The 21069-nt window shown below is 62.5% G+C and carries 16 protein-coding genes and 1 tRNA gene; 9 read left to right on the top strand and 8 right to left on the bottom strand.

All coding sequences use genetic code 11. The features are described 5' to 3' along the window. Positions 1 to 130 precede the first annotated feature (130 nt). On the top strand, positions 131 to 694 hold the full coding sequence (locus tag KQH60_RS08775) for a peptidylprolyl isomerase (RefSeq protein WP_237576065.1): 564 nt from the start codon (positions 131 to 133) through the stop codon (positions 692 to 694). 62 nt (positions 695 to 756) lie between these two features. Here KQH60_RS08775 and KQH60_RS08770 read toward each other — a convergent pair whose 3' ends face one another. The 4 genes from KQH60_RS08770 to KQH60_RS08755 form a co-directional block, all read right to left on the bottom strand. Next, positions 757 to 2229: a hypothetical protein gene (locus tag KQH60_RS08770; protein ID WP_237576064.1), complete on the bottom strand. Its 1473-nt coding sequence runs from the start codon at positions 2227 to 2229 to the stop codon at positions 757 to 759. Further along, a complete protein-coding gene (gene mutS, locus KQH60_RS08765) occupies positions 2216 to 4870 on the bottom strand; it encodes a DNA mismatch repair protein MutS (protein ID WP_237576105.1) in 2655 nt (884 codons plus the stop codon). The genes KQH60_RS08770 and mutS overlap by 14 nt, the downstream gene beginning before the upstream one ends. 508 nt (positions 4871 to 5378) lie before the next feature. After that, positions 5379 to 7073 carry a hypothetical protein gene (locus KQH60_RS08760; protein WP_237576063.1) on the bottom strand — a complete coding sequence of 565 codons (1695 nt, stop codon included), beginning with the start codon at positions 7071 to 7073 and terminating at the stop codon, positions 5379 to 5381. 965 nt (positions 7074 to 8038) lie between these two features. Next, positions 8039 to 8839, bottom strand: a complete 801-nt coding sequence (locus KQH60_RS08755; protein ID WP_237576062.1) for an inositol monophosphatase family protein — start codon at positions 8837 to 8839, stop codon at positions 8039 to 8041. Between the two features lie 343 nt (positions 8840 to 9182). Here KQH60_RS08755 and KQH60_RS08750 point away from each other — a divergent pair, with 343 nt between their 5' ends. Then, the gene (locus KQH60_RS08750; protein WP_237576061.1) at positions 9183 to 9965 is read left to right on the top strand and encodes an RNA methyltransferase; all 783 of its coding nucleotides are present in this window, start codon (positions 9183 to 9185) and stop codon (positions 9963 to 9965) included. A gap of 76 nt (positions 9966 to 10041) precedes the next feature. Further along, positions 10042 to 10842, top strand: a complete 801-nt coding sequence (cysE, locus tag KQH60_RS08745) for a serine O-acetyltransferase (RefSeq protein WP_237576060.1) — start codon at positions 10042 to 10044, stop codon at positions 10840 to 10842. Here cysE and KQH60_RS08740 read toward each other — a convergent pair. The 4 genes from KQH60_RS08740 to KQH60_RS08725 all read right to left on the bottom strand — a co-directional run bounded on the left by KQH60_RS08740 (position 10826) and on the right by KQH60_RS08725 (position 13645). Further along, positions 10826 to 11614, bottom strand: coding sequence for a UDP-2,3-diacylglucosamine diphosphatase (locus KQH60_RS08740; RefSeq protein ID WP_237576059.1), 789 nt, complete (start codon positions 11612 to 11614; stop codon positions 10826 to 10828). The genes cysE and KQH60_RS08740 overlap by 17 nt on opposite strands. A 16-nt stretch (positions 11615 to 11630) precedes the next feature. Further along, positions 11631 to 12122, bottom strand: a complete 492-nt coding sequence (locus KQH60_RS08735) for a peptidylprolyl isomerase (protein ID WP_237576058.1) — start codon at positions 12120 to 12122, stop codon at positions 11631 to 11633. Between the two features lie 62 nt (positions 12123 to 12184). Next, positions 12185 to 12781, bottom strand: a complete 597-nt coding sequence (locus KQH60_RS08730; RefSeq protein WP_237576057.1) for a peptidylprolyl isomerase — start codon at positions 12779 to 12781, stop codon at positions 12185 to 12187. A 96-nt stretch (positions 12782 to 12877) separates the two neighbouring features. After that, positions 12878 to 13645 carry a tetratricopeptide repeat protein gene (locus tag KQH60_RS08725; protein ID WP_237576056.1) on the bottom strand — a complete coding sequence of 256 codons (768 nt, stop codon included), beginning with the start codon at positions 13643 to 13645 and terminating at the stop codon, positions 12878 to 12880. 241 nt (positions 13646 to 13886) lie between these two features. Between KQH60_RS08725 and cysS the strand changes: the two genes are divergently transcribed. The 6 genes from cysS (at position 13887) to KQH60_RS08695 (ending at position 20613) form a co-directional block, all read left to right on the top strand. After that, entirely contained in the window at positions 13887 to 15287 is a 1401-nt protein-coding gene (gene cysS, locus KQH60_RS08720; protein WP_237576055.1) for a cysteine--tRNA ligase, read from the top strand. 41 nt (positions 15288 to 15328) lie between these two features. Next, positions 15329 to 16306, top strand: coding sequence for a DNA-3-methyladenine glycosylase (locus tag KQH60_RS08715; protein WP_237576054.1), 978 nt, complete (start codon positions 15329 to 15331; stop codon positions 16304 to 16306). Positions 16307 to 16466: 160 nt separating this feature from the next. Next, positions 16467 to 17438 carry an acetyl-CoA carboxylase carboxyltransferase subunit alpha gene (locus KQH60_RS08710; protein WP_237576053.1) on the top strand — a complete coding sequence of 324 codons (972 nt, stop codon included), beginning with the start codon at positions 16467 to 16469 and terminating at the stop codon, positions 17436 to 17438. Positions 17439 to 17547: 109 nt separating this feature from the next. Beyond that, complete coding sequence (tilS, locus tag KQH60_RS08705; RefSeq protein ID WP_237576104.1) at positions 17548 to 18915, top strand: tRNA lysidine(34) synthetase TilS; 1368 nt, start codon at positions 17548 to 17550, stop codon at positions 18913 to 18915. 218 nt (positions 18916 to 19133) lie between these two features. Next, entirely contained in the window at positions 19134 to 20384 is a 1251-nt protein-coding gene (locus KQH60_RS08700; protein ID WP_237576052.1) for an aspartate kinase, read from the top strand. Positions 20385 to 20519: 135 nt separating this feature from the next. Then, positions 20520 to 20613, top strand: a tRNA-Ser gene (locus tag KQH60_RS08695). Positions 20614 to 21069: the final 456 nt, after the last annotated feature.

Raw genomic sequence — 21069 nt, 5'->3', positions numbered from 1 at the left:
CCAGAATACAAACTCCATTATACGATGCCTGTGCGGCCCTCCCCACCGGCGACGCGGGACAACACCCGCGTCGCCGGTGGGGAGGGCCGCACAGGCATCGTATAATGGAGTTTGTATTCTGGAGAGTCGAATGAAAATCGCGAAGAACACCGTCGTTTCTGTCGCCTACAAGCTGTCGGATGCGCAGGGCAACCTGATCGAGGAAAGCGACGAACCGATGGTCTATCTGCACGGTGGCTATGATGGCACGTTCCCAAAGATCGAGGAAGTGCTAGAAGGCCACGAGGCGGGATTTTCGACGCAGATCCAGCTCGAGCCCGTCGACGCGTTCGGCGACTACGATCCTGAACTGGTCAAGATTGAACCTCGAGAACGCTTTCCCGAGCCGCTCGAAGTCGGCATGCAATTCGAGGGGACGCCCGAAGGTGGGGACGATGAGGTCGATACACTGATCTACACGGTGACGGATCTCGCTGAGGACAAGGTCGTGCTCGATGGCAATCATCCATTGGCCGGCATGGCCTTGCGCTTTTCGCTGACGGTCAGGGACGTGCGTGAGGCCACTGCCGACGAGGTCGAACACGAGCATGCGCATGGCGCCGATGGACTCGAAGTCATCGATCTGAACGAGGATGGCGGCCAGGACGATGACGGCTCGTCTCCGGCGGCCGGCAAGACGCCGACGCTGCATTGATCGTGCCGGCATTGCACTGACTGGCTTGACCGGCGACGTTTACCCCGGTGTGCGGTGGGATGTCAGTTGGCGTGTTGGCATGCGTCAGGGCGGACAGGGGCGGGTCCAGATCGCGGCGCGCCGGCTGACGTGTGTCCTGACGTCTCGGTGTGGGGCCGCGCTGCAGGTGTATTGTCCGGCATGTCGTCATTTGACGAGTCGGCTGGCGTCGTGGTTCTGCCCGGCATCCATAGCCCGTTGGTTGGCGTCGTGGTTTCGCCTGGTATCCATAACCCGTTAGCCGGCGCCGTGCCCTCGCTCGGCAGCCACGGTCCGCTGGCCGGCGTCGCGTCCGATCCGCGCTCGGGTGCGGCGGTCGCGGCGCCTGGCGGCTGCGCCGCCGCGCTGGCGCCGACGTTGCTCGGTGACCATACCGAGCCCGGCGGGCCGGACGCGGGCGGTACTGCCGCGAACCGTGCTGCATCCGGCCATGCACGTTCGCTGACGTGGAACACCGGCCAATGTGCCGGTTGGGCCCGGATATCGAGCCACTGTGGATAATGGCCGGCTCGCGCGATCGCGATTCGGGTGAAGTTCTTGATACGCTCGCCGCGGTCATCGTGCAATGGTTGGTCGATTCGCACGTGCGGCAACATGTCAGGGCTCGCGCCGTGAATCAGCACGACCGCGCCGCTGAAGCTGCGCGACAGCTCGACCAGCGTCCGCTTGAATTCGATATACCCATCGCGCGGCAAGCCGCGACCCCATCTCAGCCAGGCAAAGCGCTCACGTTGCTCGTAGCGCTCAAAGTGGGGATCGGCGTCGATCAATACGCCGATCGCCTTAAGCTTGCGGCGCTTTGCATATTCCCCGGCGTGTCGCAGCCAGAATGCATTGGCGACCGCCCGATCCTCGAATTCGCCGTTGCGTCCGCCGGCACTTGAATAGTGATTGTTGCTGTCCGGCACGTTCAGTGTCACGAAGGCGATACCCGCTGTTTCCCAGCGCAGGTTCTCGCCATACTGTTGGAAGCGCGGCAGCTCGCCTTGCCGCACCACATGCATTGCCCTGCTGCCGAGCGAGTGCGGCTGGTCGAAGAACGTCTGACGCACGAAGTCGAGTCGCTCGACTGGATCAAAGCCCCCGGCGGACTTGCCGTCGCAGTCCTCCCAGTCGTGGCGGCCCGGTATCACGACGAGGGGTACCGCGGACGTGTCGAGCAGCGCGCGGCGCGCGGCGAACAGCGCGTCGACGCACGGCTCGCCCGGCCGGCGCAGCGCGCCGTCCCATACCGCGAACTGCAGCCTCGGCGTGCGTCGCAGCATGTCGAGGAGCGCCCGTGTGGCTGTGTCGCTTGGCAGCGACGGCGGCAGGCCCGTGATCACGGCGAAGCGCACGCTATCGACCACGGACGCACCAGGAGCCGCCTGTGCGCCCGGCCCACGCACAGCAAGCAGCACGACTAGCGCAGACGCGAGCGTGCGTATCGCCACCGCCGTGCAATGCTTTCGTGCGTGATGGGGGGGCATGCGCGGTGAGCGCTCAGCGGGACTCACGATCCGCGCGTTTGGCAAGCTCGCGCAGTTCATACAGCAATTCGAGTGCATCACGTGGGCGCAGCGCATCTAGGTCGAGCTCGCGCAACCGCTCGACTGCGGCGTGGGGCGCTTCGGGCCGCGCCTGCGGCGTGGCGAGCTCCGCCGCGCCTGCCGGTTGCTCGCAGCGCGGCTCGCTCGTTTCATCGATCGCGAGCGACGCCGGGGCAAATAAATCGAGTTGCGGCGCTGGCTGGCCGGCCGTTTGCTGTTCGAGCAGCAATAGGTGACGGCGGGCTGCGCGAATTACCGGCTGCGGGACGCCGGCCAGTTGCGCGACCTGTAATCCGTAACTTTGGTTCGCCGGACCTTCGTTGACCGCGTGCAGGAACACGATCCCATGGTCATGCTCAACCGCGGACAGGTGCACGTTTGCTGCCGTCGGGCATTGTGCCGGCAACTGCGTGAGTTCAAAGTAGTGCGTGGCGAATAGCGTATAGCTCTGGTTGTGCGAGATCAAGTGGCGCGCGATGGCCCACGCGAGCGCGAGCCCGTCAAAGGTCGATGTGCCTCGACCGATTTCGTCCATCAACACCAGGCTGTGTGGCGTCGCATCATTCAGAATCGCGGCGGCTTCGGTCATCTCGACCATGAACGTTGAGCGGCCACCCGCGAGGTCGTCGGAGGCGCCGATTCGTGTGAAGATCCGGTCCACGGGACCGAAGCAGGCCCGCTTTGCCGGCACATAACTGCCGACATACGCCATCAGCGTAATCAGCGCCGTTTGCCGCATGAACGTCGACTTGCCGCCCATATTCGGCCCGGTGATCAACAGCAGCTTGCGTGCCGCGCCGAGTTGGCAATCGTTCGCGATGAACTGTTCGACCTGGGCCTGGACGACCGGATGCCGTCCTTGCTCGATCTCGATACCGGCCTGTGCGTCGAACGATGGCGCGACCCACTCCAGCGCACGTGCGCGGTCGGCGAGTGAGGCGAGCACGTCGAGCTCGGCCAGCGCGCACGCTACGCGCTGGCAATCGCCGATGTGGGGTAACAACGCCTGCAATAATGCGTCGTACAACGCACGTTCGCGCGCGAGCGCGCGTTCTTGTGCTGACAGTGCCTTGTCCTCGAACGCCTTGAGTTCCGGCGTGATATAGCGCTCTGCATTCTTCAATGTTTGGCGCCGCCGGTAGTCTTCCGGCACTTTGTCGGTCTGCCCGCGCGTGACCTCAATATAAAAGCCATGAACCTTGTTGTATTCGACACGCAGATTCGCAATGCCGGTGCGGGTGCGTTCGCGGTTTTCTAGATCGACAAGGAACTGTCCGCAGTTCTCCGAGATGTCACGCAACTCGTCCAATTGAGCATCGTAGCCGCGGGCAATGATGCCGCCGTCGCGCACCATCGCGGCGGGCTCGGCCGCGATCGCCCGCTGCAGCAGGTCGGTGCATTCAGGCGGAGCATACAGCGATGCATTGAGCTGCTGCAACGATGCCGAGTGCGCGATGACCGGCGCGATCCGCTCGCGCAACTCAGGCAGCTTGCTGAATGTATCGCGCAGGCTGGCCAGATCGCGAGGCCGTGCGCTGAGCAAGGCGAGTCGGCCTGTGATGCGCTCGACGTCGGCGATCTGCCGCAATGCGTGGCGAAGCGCGTCCAGATCGTTGCCTGGCGGGCCGTCGAGCAATGCGCCAATCGCTTGCTGGCGGGCACGCGCGACAGCTGGATTGCGCGGCGCATGGTGCAGCCAGTGGCGCAGCAGGCGGCTGCCCATCGACGTGCAGCATGCGTCAAGCAGTGAGAACAGCGTCGGGGAATCCGTGCCGCGCAGCGTTTCGGTCAACTCGAGGTTGCGCCGCGTTGCCGGATCGAGCCCGATGTACTCGGACTCGTGCTCGATCTTTAGCGAGCGGATGTGCCGCAGCTGCTGCCCCTGTGTTTGTGCCGCGTACAGCAGCAACGCGCCGGCCGCGCCACATGCGGCGCCCAGCGTTTGCGCGCCGAATCCGTCGAGACTGGCGACCGCCAACTGTTCACATAGGCGTTGCGTGCCGGAGGCGGGGTCGAAATGCCATTCAGGGACCCGTGTTAGCGTGCCCACGCTTGTGGGCAGTGTGAGCGCTTGCGCGGCGCTTTCGCTCACTAGCGTCTCGGCTGGCCGGATGCGCTCGATTGCGGCCGCCACCTGGTCTGCGCCGACCTCGGTCAGCCGCAGTGCGCCACTTGCCAAATTCAACCACGCGAGCCCGACCCCGGTTAACGTGCCGCGACGGTTGCGCGCGGGCGCGAGTGCGAGCAGGTACGCGTCACTTTTATCGGCGAGCAGCGCCGCGTCGGTCAGCGTGCCGGGTGTGACGATGCGTACGACCTTGCGCTCGACCGGGCCCTTAGAGGTGGCCGGATCACCGATCTGCTCGCAGATGGCCACGGACTCGCCGAGCTTCACGAGCTTGGCCAGGTACTGCTCGAGCGAGTGATGCGGCACCCCGGCCATCTTGATCGGGTTGCCTGCCGACGCGCCGCGCTGCGTGAGCGTCAAATCGAGCAGTCGTGCCGCTTTTTCTGCGTCCTCATAGAACAACTCGTAGAAGTCGCCCATTCGGTACAGCACGAGCGTGCCGGGGTGCTCGGCCTTGATGCTAAGGTATTGGCGCATCATCGGCGTATGGTTGCCGATTTGTGCGAGGGCAGCCGGTTTCGGCGCTTGGCCGTTGCTCAAATCCACGTTGGATTGGCTCCCGGGCGATTCGGGGTGGTTCCGCGTGTGTTCACCAACGGGCACGTTTTCCATCAGTCATGCAAGCAGTCTGTCAAATTTCAGAATATCGACCGTACGGCGGTTTCCTGCCGTGGCGACGCGACCTTGAAGACGCTAGTTTACGTGTATTACGCCGGTTAGTGACGACAAAGCCCTAATCCGTTTGGGCAACGTGCGTGTGTGAGTGCGATGGCCGCCGGGCGGTGCCGCCCGTAATCCTTGGGATCGACACGTTCTCGATCGTGATATCGACGCTAGCCATGAACGAGGCGAGACTGAATAGGCGGCATACGCGTGGCCGCGCATACTGTGCATCGCGTTGCTCGCACGGATAGGGCGAATAGATTCCGTCGGAAACATCGGTACGCCATCTCGCGTCCGCCGCCGCGACGCACATCAAGGTGATTTTCTAGCCGCGCCGGTTCACCGCTGCACGATGATGCCGCCGTCGAGCACGATCGGAGGGCGGCTGCGCAGCGGCATGGCGTTGAGCGGCCCGGCCAGGTTCGTTCCGGCCCGCTCTTTTGGCTGCTTCGTCCAACTGGGCCATGAGCGCGTGCAGTATGTCGGGCGGGACAATGCCGCGGTGTTCGGGATTGCCGGCAGTGCGTTCTTGCCACGTCTTAAAATGACCGACGCGCACCGCAGCCTTATCTGGCGTCGGTGCATGCAGATGAAGCACCCATTTTGGCGCCTTTGTGAGAGAGCCAAGCCGTTGATTCAACTCGTTGGCCCACTCCGGCGACAGGCTGAGCTCATATTCCAACATATAGTTTTCATGCACGGTGTTCTTCGCGACTTTCGTCCAGTTATGCCCGCCCGTTGCCGTTATCCCGCTTGCATCCCAAAGAGCTTTGAATGCACTGAACGAAGGTGCGAGTAGGCATTCGATCGCGTGCGCCTGCTTGAGCAGTGAGTCGATCTCGTGGCTGATGCGCTCCAGATGCCCAATATCGGTATCCGTGACCGTGAGCAGATGACTGAGCCGTTGACGCAATATTTGTTTGGACTCGTTGTCCAGGTCCAGCGATTCGAGTTCGGCTTCTTTCTGTTCGAAGTCCTGCTGGCGTGCGCGAGCCACTGTGGTCATGCCAGTGCATTGCTGTTGGGCTAGGCGAAGCTGTGTAATGTACTTGTCGGTCGTATCGCGTGAGTCAAGGGCCACATCGGCAGCCGTTATTGTCGCAAAGGCGTGACTCATTTCATCTATCAAGCCCTCCATTCCTTCGTGATGTTGATCCATTTGTTTTCGCGCGTCGGCCGGAATGTCATCGGGAAGCTGTTTTTTAAATGCGTCGAATTCGGCGCGTTGCCGCTCAGCCGAGGTGGGCATCGTAGCGGCATTGTCCATGCGTGTGGGCTTGGCTTTACGCGCTTTTTTCTTCTTGCCTTTGGATTTGGACGTTTGCGCGGGCTGTTTGCTTCGCTCCGGTTGGCTATTCTCCAGCCAGTCGTGATCGGCCGATTCGGCATCGTGCGCGTACACGATGGTTTTAAGTATCGTCTGGATCCCGGCCTCGATATCCTGCACGGAGCGATCGGCAAAGTACACAGCCTTGAAAGGCTGTAGCCATCGCCTGAGCAACTCAATTTCGGCTTCCTCGTCGCGTTTGCCGACGCTGCTCCGGGCTGCGCTGACACGGCGCGCCGACTGGCCGGGCCGCGAGACTACGGGTTGTTCTGCGATCCATGTCTGCAGCTTTTGGCTGGCGGCATGCGTGTGGGTGGCGATGCCGTCGAGCATTGCCGTGCAAAATTCGGTATCCTGGTCCGGCTTGTCGTTCTTTTTATCCCGGTTGGCAGCGACGTGCTCCAATAGCGCCGACGCCACCTTGGTTTCCTCGATCAGTCGCAGGACGAACTGCTGTTCGGCTGCAGCATCCAACAGGGGCGGGCGCAGTGGGTTTTCCCATAGCGAGTTCATGATCGAACATAGCAGCGCCGCGTAGCCGGCGCTCCATGTCTCGAGCGAAAGTCCTTCATATCCGTTTGATGCCCGATGGGCGTCGTTTCGCGCGCCGAGATGATAGGCGTGCCAGTACTGGGTCACCATCAGTGCGTTGTGCCGTATCGTGCCAAGGCGGGCGTTGCGATAGCGTCCCATTGACGGTTCACGATTGCCTTGTCCGCGCTGCATCCTTGACGGGGGACGTTGGCTCGTACGCTGAGGCAGTGCAGATTGAGCTATTTCGTCCAATGCAAGTGTCAACTCCTTCACGCACGCCGAGTTCCTTCACGCACGCCGAGTTGTCAGCGAGCCATATTTGTAGCTTAGACCGTAAGGGCGTCGGCAACCGGATGTTGCTGTATGGTGGTTGCCCCTTATCAGAGGCGGCGGGTTTGGGTTCGGCATGCGATGTTTCGGCAAGCGAAAAATTGGGCAGTTTCCAGTGACCATCGAGCGTCCGAGGTGGTGTGGACGAACTGAGGGAAAACGATTTTGTCCAAATGTGAATCGATGTCTGGTCGATTTCTTCCGCTGCGCGGCGGATCATCTCTTCTTTGCCCATGTGCAACGACGTTGCCGCAAAGGGAGGGCGAAACGGATCGGCGCTTGCCATGGCTTGCCCAACCATTGCTTTCCAAAAGGTTGGCGGCAGTTCGCCAAGTAAACGTTGTGCTGCGATCAGGTTTTGTCTTCGCGCCCGCAGCGCACTGATATGCTTGGTTGAGGGCAGCCGGCGATGTTCGTTACGCGGGATGAAGAGGGCGGTATCGAGCCGATATCGCGAAGCGCCGGATTGGGCGTGGGCGCGCGATTGGCCGTGATGCGACCCGGCGTCTGGGTTGAGGGTTGAGCGACGCGGGGTGGAGGGCTAGTGGACTGCGTTGCGTCAGCAAGCGAGTGTCGGCGAATCGTCATGGTTTAGGGGCTACGGCGTGGGCGGCGCGACGTTGAAATACGGAAGCATCACTAGGATGTAGCATGGATGCTTTTCGCGCAGTCGATATCCGAAGCGGTTGGCCAGGTCGCGAACGGGCACTTTTTCGCTCCGGCGCAACGCGCCGAAAGCAGAACGCCGGAAGCAGCGGGTGTACGCGCACCCGCGACTGTTCCCTCTATACGGTTCAGGCCGCCGTTCCCACCCGGCTGTACGGCTTCAAGATCTGCACCATCTGCGCATACTGCTTCGGATTGCCGGCGACGATTTCATGCTGGTACAGGAAGTTCGAATCCCCTGTGTAGTTGCCGATTAACCCCCCCGCTTCGGTGACGAGCAGGCTGCCGGCCGCGACGTCCCACGGTTGAATGCCTTGCTCGAAGAAGCCGTCATAGCGGCCGGCGGCCACATACGCGAGATCTAGCGCGGCTGCGCCCGGCCGACGCAGGCCGGCGCACGCACGCGTCATTTCGTTGAATAGCTTTAGGTACGCGTCCAGGCCGCTCTGATCGCGGAATGGAAAACCGGTGCCGATCAGTCCGTCGGCCAGGCGGTCGCGCCGTGACACGCGGATGCGCCGGTCGTTGAGGAACGCACCGCGGCCACGTGATGCGGTGAATAAGTCGTTGCGTGTCGGGTCGTAGACTACCGCCTGCGTGACGACGCCGCGATGTGCAAGCGCGATCGACACACAGTATTGCGGGAAGCCGTGGATGAAGTTCGTCGTGCCGTCCAGCGGATCGATGATCCACAGATACTCGGATTCGCTGGCGCTAGCCCCAGACTCCTCAGCGAGGAACCCATGGTCAGGGTACGCAGTGTGCAATATCTCAATGATTGCCGCCTCGGCTGCCTTGTCGACGTCGGTGACGAAATCGTTATGCTGCTTTTGGGTCACTTGTAGCAGGTCGATGTCCAGCGACGCGCGGTTGATGATTTGTCCGGCACGGCGCGCGGCCTTGACAGCGGTGTTGAGCATCGGATGCATGAGCTTTTTCCTTGGGCACGAGGCAACTGTTGCGGCGCGATACCGCGCGGCCAGAGCTGACGAATTGATTAAGAACGGCGCGCGCCCGCACGTCGGTCGTGCAGCGGCATGATGAATAAATTATTTTATCAGCAAGCGCCACTGCGCGTTGGCGCATGTTCCGCGTCGCCGCACTCGCGATACCATTGAAGTCCTTGGTCATCGAATTTGAACCGTGAATCACAGTGTCACTCCACTCGGCCCGTCTCCGATAGACCCGTCTTCGATAAGCCCGTTCCCGGCAGGTGCGTCTTTAGCAGGCTCGTCTCCAACAGGCTCGCGCTCAGCCGGCACGCCTGTGCGCATGCGCGGGGACTCGACGTCTTTGGCGGGCGGCTTTACGTCGGTGCGCTTCGTGCTCGTCGAGCCAAGCCATCCCGGCAATGTCGGCGCGGCGGCCCGCGCGTTGAAGACGATGGGTTTTTCCCGGCTTGTGCTGGTTGCCCCACGGCTCGAGGCGGTACGCACCGATCCCGACGCGCAGGCGATGGCCAGCGGCGCCACCGACGTGTTGGCGGCCGCGCATGTCGTGCCTACGCTGGCCGATGCGTTGGTCGGTGTTCACTGGTCCGTCGCGCTGACAGCGCGCGAGCGCGAGTGGGGGCCGCCGACGCTAGCGCCCCGCGCGCTCGCGTTGCGTGCCCGCGGCTTAGCGGCGGCCGGCGACATCGCATTGGTGTTCGGCAACGAGCGCACGGGGCTGTCCAATGCTGACGTCGAGCGCTGCAACGCGTTAGCGCATATCCCGGCCAACCCCGCCTACAGTTCGCTGAATCTCGCGCAGGCGGTCCAAGTGCTCGCTTACGAACTGCGGCTGGCGCTATTAGACACCGCGCAGCAGACGCCGCCCGCCGGCGTGGCCTCGTCGCTGGCGTCTCACGACGAAATCGAGCGCATGTTCGTGCATCTGGAGAATGCGCTGATCGCGCTGGATTTCCTCGATCCCGCCAGTCCGAAGAAGCTGATGCCGCGGCTGCGCCGGTTGTTTGCGCGGGCCGGCCTAGAGCGCGAGGAAGTCAATATCGTGCGGGGTATCGCCAAGCATATTCTGCTGAAATCGCAGGGCTTGCGTAGCGACGATCGGTAGTTGCCGCGTGTCGGATCGGGAGCGCTGCCGGCGCGAAATCTCAATACAATGACCCGCCTATGCTCTGTGAGTTGCCATGTTCGACAGACTTCGCGAAGACATCGCCGCTATCCGCCAGAAGGACCCTGCTGCGCGCAGCATGTGGGAGGTACTGACCTGTTACCCTGGGTTGCACGCGTTGCTGTTCCACTCGGTCGCGCACCGTTGCTGGCAGGCGGGGTGGCGCTGGCTCGGGCGTTTCGTGTCGCATCTGGGGCGGTTTTTTACCGGTATCGAGATTCATCCGGGCGCGACCATCGGCCGACGAGTATTCATCGATCACGGGATGGGTGTGGTGATTGGTGAAACGGCCAAGGTGGGTGACGATTGCACGATCTATCAAGGTGTCACGCTAGGAGGCACGTCGTCGTCGCGCGGCGCCAAGCGGCACCCGACGCTGCAAGCTGGCGTGATCGTCGGCGCGAACGCGCAAGTGCTCGGTAGTTTCACGGTCGGGGCGGGCGCGAAGATCGGATCCAATGCCGTCGTGGTGAAGCCGGTGCCCGCCGGGGCGACGGCGGTCGGCAATCCGGCCCGCGTGATCGTGCCCAACGTGCCATCGCCTGGCACTACGCCCGTCAACAATGGGGCGGGCAGCACGCATGAAGACATGCTACTGAAACAACCCTTTGCTGCGTATGGCATGACGCCGAACGCTGACGACCCGATGTCGCTAGCCATTCACGGACTCATCGATCACGCCGCGCAGCAGTCGGATCGGATCGACGAATTGGTGGCAGCGCTCGAGCGCCTGGGCGCGCGTTTGGAGCAATTCGACGGGTGTCAGACGAGCATCGCGGACCTGCGCAAACTCGGCGAGGTCATTCAGAACAAGTAGCTCGCGTCGTGTCGCCGCAGACATCGAGCGGCAGTGCGCGGATGCCGTCTGCGTCAATCTTCAGATAGCCGCCACGCGGCGTACCGTGGTCCAGCTCCCAGTCCGGCAGTACCCAGCGCGCGGTGCCATGCTGGTGATGGCAAGCGGGCAAATGCGTGTGGCCATGGATCATCGTGCGGGTATGCGTCGCGGCGAACAGGCGTGCGAGCGCGTCGGGTGTCGCGTCGTACCGCGGTGACGGCTGCACCGGTCTGGCGAGGCTCTTGTGCCGCATGCGCTCGCCGACCCTTTCACGCCAGCGCAACGGCAGCGCGAGAAATAGGCTTTGCGCGATTGCAGTGCGCGCGATGCGGCGAAATCGTTGATAGCCGACATCGGCCGTGCACAGCGCGTCGCCATGCGTGAGTACGATGCGCTGGCCAAAGGCGTTGATGACACAGGGATCGGGCAGCGGCATTGCGCCTGCAGCCACCATGAAGCGGCGGCCGAGCAGGAAATCGCGGTTGCCGTGCATCACGTACAACGCGATGCCGCGTTCGGACAGCGTATGCATGAGCTCGGCGATATGTCGTGCAAACGGCGACGCAAGCATGTCGTCGCCGATCCAATACTCGAACAGGTCGCCGAGAATGAATACCGAATCGGCGTCGCGCGCGGTGACGCGGATGAAATGCTCGAACGCATCGACGGTGCGCGGCAGCGCCTCGCTCAGATGCAGGTCCGATATCAGCAGCAGCGCGCGCGATGCGGTGCCGTTATCAGCAAGATTCAACGCGCGCGTTCCAGTCTTAGACGATAACGGCCTTTTCGATCACGACGTCTTCCAGCGGCACATCCTGGTGAAAGCCGCGCGTGCCGGTGCGTACCGCTTTGATTTTGTCGACCACGTCCATGCCTTCGACCACCTTGCCGAACACGGCGTAGCCCCAGCCTTGCGGCGTCGGTGCGCTGTGATTCAAGAAGTCGTTGTCGTTGACGTTGATGAAGAACTGGGCGCTCGCCGAATGCGGATCGTTGGTGCGTGCCATCGCAATCGTGCCGACCTCGTTCTTCAGTCCGTTGTTCGCCTCGTTGTCGATCGGCGCATCGGTTTGCTTTTGCTTCATGCCGGGTTCGAATCCGCCTGCCTGGATCATGAAGCCGTTGATCACGCGGTGGAACACCGTGTTGTCATAGTGGCCCTTTTTCACATAGTTCAAGAAGTTATCGACCGTCTTGGGCGCCTTGTCGGCGTTCAACTCCAGCTTGATGACGCCGTGATTCGTGTGTAGTTCGACCATGTTCGTTCCTTGTGCGTGTCGGTTGGGTGAGGATGAATTTCGGTTGCGCTGCAGCGGCGTGCTTACTTGGACACCACTGTGGCCGATTGGATCACGATCGGCTTTTGCGGCACGTCCGAAAAGCTGCCGCGCGTGGTGGTGGGCGTCGCTTCGATTTTCTTGACGACGTCCAAGCCGGAAACGACTTTGCCGAATACTGCGTAGCCGTGGCCGTCAGGATTCGGGTAATCGAGATTCGGATTGTCCACCGTATTGATGAAGAACTGGGCGCTCGCCGAGTTCGGGTCGTTGGTGCGTGCCATCGCGATCGAGCCGGTCGTGTTCTTCAGTCCGTTACGGCTTTCCAGCGGGATCGGCGCCCGCGTGGGCTTTTGCTCCATCCCCGGCGTGAAGCCGCCGCCCTGAATCATGAATCCGCGAATGACACGATGAAAAATCGTGTTTTTGTATTGGCCCGATGTCACATACTGGATGAAGTTATCGACCGTGCGTGGCGCTTTTTCCGGATACAGTTCGACGCGAACCTCGCCCATCGACGTTTTGAACAGCACGTTCGGATGGCTTGCGCCCGCCTGGCTAGTTCCGGCATTGGATTGCGCATGCACCGGCGCTGACGTGATGAGCGCCGCGCCAAGCAGCGCGGACAGCAGCAGTTTCATGTTTCGGTTCCTGTGTTGGGGGCATCGGTTGAAAAAACACCTCGTGCGCTGCGTGCAGCGCAACACGCCCGCGACGGCGCGGGCTGGGCGGATGGATCAAGGTTGTGTCGTTTGCGGCGCCATGTAGGGCGCGAGCGCAGGCGCCGCGCTGGTGCCCGGGACGATCGTTGGGAAGTTCGACGTCGCGTCCTGCGGTGGCGGCGTGGTTGGCACCGCTACCGCGCGGCCGGCCAACGCATCGCCGTCGTCATGCGGTGTATCGGCGGCGTCAGACCGTGCGTTAGCTGCGCCAGGCCGTGCGTTAGCTGCGCTAGACCGTGCATCGGCGGGCGCCGGCGAGCTCACCAGTTGCCCAATCTGCCGGCTGCGCCGCGCCGAATACGCATCACGTGGATCAAGCGCGCTGGCGCGCTTGAACGACTCCGCCGCCAGCCGCAGATAGAGGTCGCCCAGGTTGGCTTGCGCGAGCGCATAGCCGGGACTGGCGCGCACCGCCGTCTCGAGCGCCACGCGGGCTTCATCCAGTTCGCCGCGCTTCGCATACAGCGCGGCCAGGTTATTGTACGGCTCGGGCAGTTCCGGATAGGTCTGCGTGAGCGCCGTGTACGCGGTCATTGCGTCGTCGTCGCGGCCCAACTGCGTGAGCACATTGGCACGCTTAAAGCGCGCCTGCGCATCGCGCGGGTGCGAGCGAACGCGCTCGTCGAGTTGTGCGAGCGCGCCCGCCCAGTCGTGCTGTACGATCGCGGCGTTGATTTCGGGCGTGCCGTCGGCGACGGCGGGCGAAACCTGCGCGTGCGCTGTGCCGGCGACGACCAACAAGCTCATTGCCGCAAGCGCGATGCGACCGCGGGTCGTGTTCATAGGCTCTTTTCACGGTGTTATACTTCAGCCCATTCTAACAAAACGTCCGGCTGTTCCGAGAACAAGAACAGTCAACGGTCTTCGCGCCACTCGCGGTCGCATCTGACCCAGTCGACTCCCCGAACGCATCACGTCGGCGGCCGTGCGGCCGTATGGCGCCCTCGCGCGAAGCGGGTGGCGTACCGTGTGAGTGTCGCGGCCGGCTGCGTTTGACGGCGCTCGGCGCACGCAACGTTTTTCTATGGATCAGCTCCGTCTATACAATACGCTCAGTCGCAACAAAGAGACCTTCGTTCCCCTGCACGACGGCGAAGTCCGCATGTACGTGTGTGGTATGACCGTCTACGACTATTGTCACGTCGGTCATGGTCGACTGATGGTCGTGTTCGACATGATCCAGCGATGGCTGCGCACCCTCGGCTATCGTGTCACATATGTGCGCAACATCACCGACATCGACGACAAGATCATTCGTCGCGCGGTGGACAACGGCGAGCCGATCCGCGCGCTGACCGAGCGCTTCATCGAGGCGATGCACGAGGACGAGGCGGCGCTGAACATCCAACGCCCGGACCATGAGCCGCGCGCCACGCAATTCATTGCGCAAATGCTGGGCATGATCGACGCGCTCGAGCGCAACGGCTATGCGTACCAGGGCCGTGATGGCGACGTCAATTATTCGGTGCGCAAGTTTGCTGCATACGGCCAGTTGTCCGGCAAGTCGCTCGAGGACCTGCGCGCGGGCGAGCGCGTTGCGCAGAACGACGCAAAGGAGGATCCGCTCGATTTCGTGCTGTGGAAGCGCGCCAAAGAGGGTGAGCCGCCCGACACCGGCTGGGATTCGAAATGGGGCCGGGGGCGGCCGGGCTGGCACATTGAGTGCTCAGCAATGAGTTGCGCGTTGCTCGGCGAGCGGTTCGACCTTCACGGTGGCGGACAGGACCTGCAATTCCCTCACCACGAAAATGAAATTGCGCAGAGCGAGGGCGCGACCGGCCAGCATTTTGTCAACTATTGGTTGCACAACGGGTTCGTCAACGTCGATAACGAGAAGATGTCGAAATCGCTTGGCAACTTTTTCACGCTGCGCGACGTGTTGCAGCGCTATGACGGCGAAGTGATCCGAATGCTGATCCTGCGCGCGCATTATCGCTCGCCGCTGAATTATAGTGACTCTCACCTGGATGACGCACGCGCGGCGCTCACACGGCTCTATACGGCGCTCAAGGAGGTCGCGCCGGATGATCGCGCGCTGGACTGGAGCGAGCGTCATGCGGCGGCATTCCGTGCCGCGATGAACGACGATTTCAACACACCGGTTGCGTTCGCGACGTTGTTCGACTTGGTCACAGACTTGAACCGCACCGGCGATCCCGCGCTGGCGCGCCAGCTCAAGGGGCTGGCCGGCATACTGGGCATGCTCGGGCGTGATCCGCGCGAGTATCTACAGGGGCGCGCGCCCGTTGCGGATGGGCTTGCGCAGCTCGATGCCGCGCAGATCAACGAACAAATCGAAGCCCGAGCGCAGGCCAAGCGCGCGAAGAACTATGCTGAAGCAGACCGGATCCGGGCGGCATTGCTCGATGCCGGTGTCGTGCTCGAAGACAAACCGGGCGGAACGACCGAATGGCGACGCGTGTGAAGCGCGGCGGCGTCGGCATGAGTCCGCAGTCAGGAGGCGAGATGGCAACGGCCAAAAGGGCGGCGCGCAGCACTGAGGCGAAGGTGCCGCCGGATGCGACGGCAGCGGCGGCAAAGCGCGGCGCTGCTCGTACGCATGTGGCGTGCGCCAATGGGCTTGACGAAGACGCTGCGCCGCGCCAAGTCACTCTTGCAGCCTCGAACGCGGAGTCGGCGCGCAACGCGCGTGCGTTGGCGCCCAAGACCGAGCCGGTGTGCAACGCGCGTGCGTCGGTGTCGGGGGCTGATCCGGCGAGCAGGCCGCGTTCGCCCGTGCCGGATGTTGGCCCGGCGCGCAAGGCGACTGCCCCAGCATCCGAGGCGTCGGTTCCGGCCGCATCGCAGGAGCGGGGGGCCGCCGTGTCGCGACCCGAATATTGGGACCGTGCGTGCGCGGACCTGGTCCGTCGCGATCGGATACTGAAAAAGTTGATTCCGCAGTTCGGGCCCGTTCACTTGATGGCGCGCGGCGATCCGTTTGTGACGCTTGCCCGCTCCATCGTCGGCCAACAGATCTCGGTCAGTGCTGCGCAGGCGATATGGGCGCGGCTCGTGGCCGCATGCCCGTCGATTGCGCCGTCGCGCATTGTGAAACTTGGGCAGCCGCGATTGCTCGAGTGCGGATTATCTAAGCGCAAGTCGGAGTACATCCTCGACCTCGCGCAGCATTTTACGTCCGGCGCGCTGCATATCGCATCATGGGTGTCGATGGATGACGAGGCGGTCATTGGCGAGCTCACGCAGATACGCGGAATTGGCCGCTGGACCGCCGAGATGTTCCTGATTTTCAACCTGATGCGCCCGAACGTGCTGCCGCTGGATGACCTCGGACTGATCCGTGCGATCAGTGTCAATTATTTCAGCGGCGAGCCGGTCACGCGCAGCGAAGCCAGGGAGGTTGCGGCGAACTGGGAGCCGTGGCGTACTGTCGCGACATGGTACATGTGGCGCAGTCTGGAACCGCTGAGCGCGCAGGCTTAACCCGCGCCATCGGGCGCGAGTCGGGCATGGTGGCGCAATGCCCGCTTTCGGCATCGCATCGGCAACTATCAAAACGCCGATGCGATAGTTCAAAGCCGGTTCCGGTAGTGCAACACGCGGTTAGAATACGCGCTGCCGGATAGTTCAAGGATTCAAACAAATGAAGACCACCTTTCTGGATTTCGAGCAGCCGATCGCGGAGCTCGAAGCAAAAATCGAAGAATTGCGCTTCGTGCAGGATGATTCGGCCGTCGATATTTCGGAAGAGATCGAGCGGCTGTCCAAGAAAAGCCAGCAACTGACCAAGGACCTGTATGCGCACCTGTCGCCTTGGCAGGTGTCTCAGATCGCGCGGCATCCACAGCGCCCCTATACGCTCGACTATGTGAACGAGTTGTTCACGGATTTCCACGAATTGCACGGTGACCGATCGTTTGCCGATGACCTGTCGATCATCGGTGGCCTGGCACGCTTCAATGGTCATCCGTGCATGGTGATCGGCCAGCAGAAAGGACGCGACACGAAGGAGCGCGCGTTGCGCAACTTCGGCATGTCGCGCCCGGAAGGCTATCGCAAGGCTGAGCGACTCATGCGGGTGGCCGAGAAATTTAACTTGCCGATTTTCACGTTCATCGACACGCCGGGGGCGTATCCGGGGGTGGGCGCTGAGGAGCGGGGTCAGTCCGAGGCAATCGGTCGCAATCTTTATGTGATGGCCGAGTTGAAAGTGCCGACGATCGCGACGATCATTGGCGAGGGCGGCTCCGGCGGCGCGTTGGCCATTGCCGTCGCCGACAGCGTGTTGATGCTGCAATTCTCGACCTATTCGGTGATTTCGCCGGAAGGGTGCGCGTCGATCCTATGGAAGAGTGCGGCAAAGGCGCCCGAGGCGGCAGAGGCGCTGGGCTTGACTGCGCACCGGCTCAAGGCGCTCGGCCTGATCGATAAGATCGTCAACGAGCCGCTGGGCGGTGCACACCGGGATCCAAAAGGCATGGCCGCGATGCTGCGCCGGGCGCTGGCCGACTCGCTGCGACAATTCCAGGGCATGAGTTCAAACGATCTGTGTGCCCGCCGCTTCGAACGGCTGATGAACTACGGCAAATACAAGGCCGGCCCGCTCGGTCATTAACGGCGCGGTGCGGCACGCGCCAGGTGGCATCCATACGGGTAAGCGGATGACGAGTGCAGACGAATCATCGGTCGAGCGTCTGGTTCTCGGGGCGGTGGCAGCTCAGGCCATGGCGCTGCATCGCGGTGAGTCCGTTGCGATCGCTTTCAGCGGGGGCATCGATTCCACGGTGCTGCTGCATGCGGCGACCCGCGTGCTGGGCGCGCGCCGGTGTATCGCGTTGCACGTTCATCATGGGCTCAGTCCTCATGCCGATGCCTGGCGCAGCCATTGCGCCGACGTGGCGTGCCGGCTCGATGTCGTTTTCGATTGCCGTGCCGTCGCCATCGCGCGCGCACCGCAGCACAGTGTCGAAGCCCTGGCGCGTGACGCCCGCTATGCAGCGCTCGAGCAGATGTGCGCGGCTCATCGCGTGCGCGTGCTGTGGCTTGGCCATCACGCGGACGACCAAGCCGAGACCGTGCTGTTGCAATTGCTACGCGGCGCGGGGCTGCCTGGGCTCGCCGCGATGCCGCCGCATCGCTTGCTGCCGAACGGGCTCATCCACGTGCGGCCTTTATTGTCGGTACTGCGGGCTTCTCTCGACGCGTATGCGCGTCAGCATGCACTGTGCTGGATCGACGATGAATCCAATGCAGACACCCGGTATGCGCGCAATGCGATGCGGCGGCATGTGACGCCGACACTGGCCGTTCATTTTCCCGGGTATCGCGACGCGCTGGCGCGAACGGCCCGACATGCCGCCGCCGCGCAGCGTCTGCTCGAGGACTTGGCCATGATCGATCTGCGTGCATGTATGTTCGCCAGCCGGCGTGCCGCCGTCGTGAAGCGATCCGATGCACCGGTGTCCGCGGGACCCACGTTATCGCGGCGTGCGCTGGTTGAACTCAGTCATGAGCGCGCGGCAAATCTGCTGCGTTTCTGGATGCGCAAGGCGGGGCTGGCGACGGCATCCGCGGCGCGCGTCGACGAAATACTGCGCCAATTGCATGAGGCCGGCGACGATGCAGCGCTGCGGATCGAGCACGATGAACATTGCCTGCGCCTATATCGCAACCGGGTCTGGTGGGAACGTCGGGAGGACGAGGTGATCAGCCATGACGCGATGCCGCCGAGCGCCGAGTTGCGATGGTTGGGCCAGTCGGTCTGGCGGCTGCCGGCATGGCGGGGATCGATTGTTTTCGTGCCGTGTGGTGCCGACGATGAGCAGGGGGTGCAGCGCAGCGTTCTCGAATGCGCGCCGCTCACGGTACGCGGCCGGCGCGGCGGCGAACGCATGCGCTTGCGCGCCGGCGGGCCACTGCGCACGTTGAAGAACCTTTTCCAAGAGGCGGCGGTGCCGGCCTGGCGACGCGATGTCCCGCTGTTGTTCGTCGGCGATACGTTGTTGTGGGTGGCCGGGCTGGGCGTCGATCCCAATGTTGCGGGCGGCGGCCGGATGCGGATCGAATGGCGCCCGGACATACTGCTTGCGTGACCCTCGGTCGCTGGCGCCCGGCGCGTGCGGCACGCATTTTCGCTTGTCAAGCGCACCGGCATACGGTAGGGTTACCGGTTTGCTCGTCTGGCTTCCGTTGATTTTCATCGATCGGACAGGCGCGCATGCGCTGGCGGCGCCGCTTCTCGTTTGTGCCCCTTTCGTCGAACGACCCCGCGTGCGCGCCGGCGTGGTTTCCCCTCTAGTTCATAACGACAATGGCACTCATCGTCCATAAATACGGCGGCACCTCGATGGGCTCGGTCGAGCGCATCAGGAATGTCGCGAGGCGCGTCGCGAAGTGGCATAAGGCGGGTCACCGGTTGGTCGTCGTGCCGTCCGCGATGTCCGGTGAAACCAATCGCTTGCTCGCGCTTGCGAAGGAAATTTCGGCGCAGCCTAGTCCGCGCGAACTCGACATGATCGCTTCGACGGGCGAGCAGGTCAGCGTTGGCCTGTTGTCAATCGCGCTACAGGAAGAAGGCGTCGACGCGATTAGCTATGCAGGCTGGCAGGTCGCGGTCAAGACGGACAGCGCGTTTACGAAGGCTCGCATCAGCGCGATTGACGATCAACGCGTGCTGGCCGACCTAGAGGCCGGCAAGGTCGTCGTCATCACGGGTTTTCAGGGCGTGGACCCCAACGGTCACATTACCACGTTGGGCCGGGGGGGCTCCGACACGTCGGCAGTCGCGATCGCGGCCGCGATGCGCGCCGACGAATGCCTGATCTACACGGACGTCGACGGCGTGTACACGACCGACCCGCGCGTTGTCGAAGAGGCGCGCCGGCTTGATCGGGTCACGTTCGAGGAGATGCTTGAGATGGCCAGCCTCGGTTCCAAAGTGCTGCAGATCCGTTCAGTTGAATTTGCCGGCAAGTATCGGGTAAAGACGCGGGTGCTGTCGAGCCTGACTGATCCGTTGATGCCGCTGGACGACGAAATGCGTTCGGGTACCCTGATTACCTTTGAAGAAGACGAGAAAATGGAACAAGCTGTTATTTCCGGCATCGCCTTCCAGCGTGACGAAGCACGCATTGCGGTCATGGGCGTGCCCGACAAGCCAGGCATGGCCTACCAGATCCTCGGGCCGGTCGCCGACGCCAACATCGACGTCGATATGATCATCCAGAATACCAGCGTGGAGGGGAAGACCGACTTCACGTTTACCGTTGGCCGTGGCGATTACCAGCGCGCGATGGACATTTTGACCCATCAGGCCGACGGGCATGTGAACGCGCAGACGGTGCTGGGCGATCCGAAGGTGTCGAAGGTATCGGTCGTCGGCGTCGGCATGCGTTCGCACGTGGGGATTGCCAGCAAGATGTTCCACACGTTGTCGGACGAGGGTATCAATATCCAGATGATTTCGACCTCCGAAATCAAGATCTCGGTGTTGATCGACGAAAAGTACATGGAGCTCGCCGTGCGTGCGCTTCATAAAGCGTTTGGACTCGACCAGACGTGATGGCGCGGTGGCTGTCGCATCGGCGGCTGCCGATCGTGGCATGCTCATTGTAGTGTCTTATGAATTGACGTGATCGTGTAGAGCCGCTATTATCTTGCCTTCGTCGCGTGGACTCCCTACGCGAGCGAAGTTTCGGGAGACGTGGCCGAGAGGTCGAAGGCACTCCCCTGCTAAGGGAGCATCTGGGCCAAAACCCGGATCGAGGGTTCGAATCCCTCCGTCTCCGCCAATACTTCGGTATAGGGTGGTGGAAACCCCGGTTCTTTACGGAGAACCGGGGTTTTATTTATCTGTCGCCTGTTCCGACTGCTAGATAAACCCCAGGCGTGTTACACATGGGCTAGTGAAGAGTCGGATAGCAACACATCTGACGCGGCGCGGCGGCGTCTACTATCTGTGCCGCGGCATTTCCCAAGACCTGATCGACGAACGACACGTCAACGACCACCAAGAGGCTTGACGAAGTACAGCCGAAGTATAGCTGCACGCAAAGCCCGTCCACGGTAGCCGCACGCGCTGGATTCAGCGTGCCACGGCCTATTGCATCGAACAGGACTTACGACTTCCATCGCAGAAGAAGACGGTCGAGATGTCCGTCAAGGGCCAGGTGATAGGCGAGGATGGCAAGACTGGCGCGCGTGGCGGTCTCGTCACCAACGGTTAATTGCTCGCTAACGTGCTCTTT

This window comes from Mycetohabitans sp. B8 (genome assembly GCF_021991875.1).
Lineage (GTDB): Bacteria > Pseudomonadota > Gammaproteobacteria > Burkholderiales > Burkholderiaceae > Mycetohabitans.
The sequence above is the reverse complement of the archived record's forward strand: the minus strand, read 5'-3'. Positions and strand labels throughout refer to the sequence as shown.